This window comes from Vibrio sp. YT-19(2023), assembly GCF_033337395.1.
The window spans coordinates 1-623 of the sequence record NZ_JAWOQN010000698.1 but is presented as its reverse complement, the minus strand read 5'-3'; the positions used below and the strand labels follow the sequence as shown (position 1 = coordinate 623).

The 623-nt window shown below is 50.6% G+C and carries 1 protein-coding gene; it reads left to right on the top strand.

Going from position 1 to position 623, the window contains the following annotated elements; genetic code table 11:
- Window positions 1–623 (top strand): NfeD family protein (locus R7E78_RS27955; RefSeq protein ID WP_411913779.1); only part of this gene is annotated, 623 nt, incomplete at both ends.

The following is a 623-nucleotide window of genomic DNA, read 5'->3' as shown; positions in this document are numbered from 1 at the left end:
CCAGCCACGTTGCGGCAATGGCAGAAGCGACCAACCTTGGCGCAGCAACCCCTGTGGCCATAGGTGGTGCACCACAAACGCCCTCTTCTGATGACGGCAAAGACAACGAATCCTCGGATGAAAACAAACCCAATGCAGAAAAAAGCGGCGCTCAAGTTCCGGCTAAAACCGCCATGGAGAAAAAGGTCATCAATGACGCAAAAGCCTACATTAAAGGGCTCGCAAAATTACATGACCGCAATGCACAATGGGCAGAAAAAGCCGTCAGTGAAGCCGCTAGTTTAGACGCGGAAGAAGCATTAGAACTCAATGTCATTGATGTCATTGCCAACTCGCCAGAAGAGTTGGTCACCGCAATAAACGGTAAATCCGTCAAGGTGAACAACCTCCCCGTGACATTGTCACTCGACAATCCCATTTGGGTTGAAAGAACACCGGACTGGCGCGCAGAAATGCTTGCGGTGATCACCAATCCTAATGTCGCCTACATTCTAATGCTCATCGGCATTTACGGCCTATTACTCGAGTTTTATAACCCCGGAGTGGGTTTACCCGGTGTGCTTGGCGGCATCTGCTTACTGCTTGCGATGTACGCACTGCAAATGATGCCCGTCAACTACGCA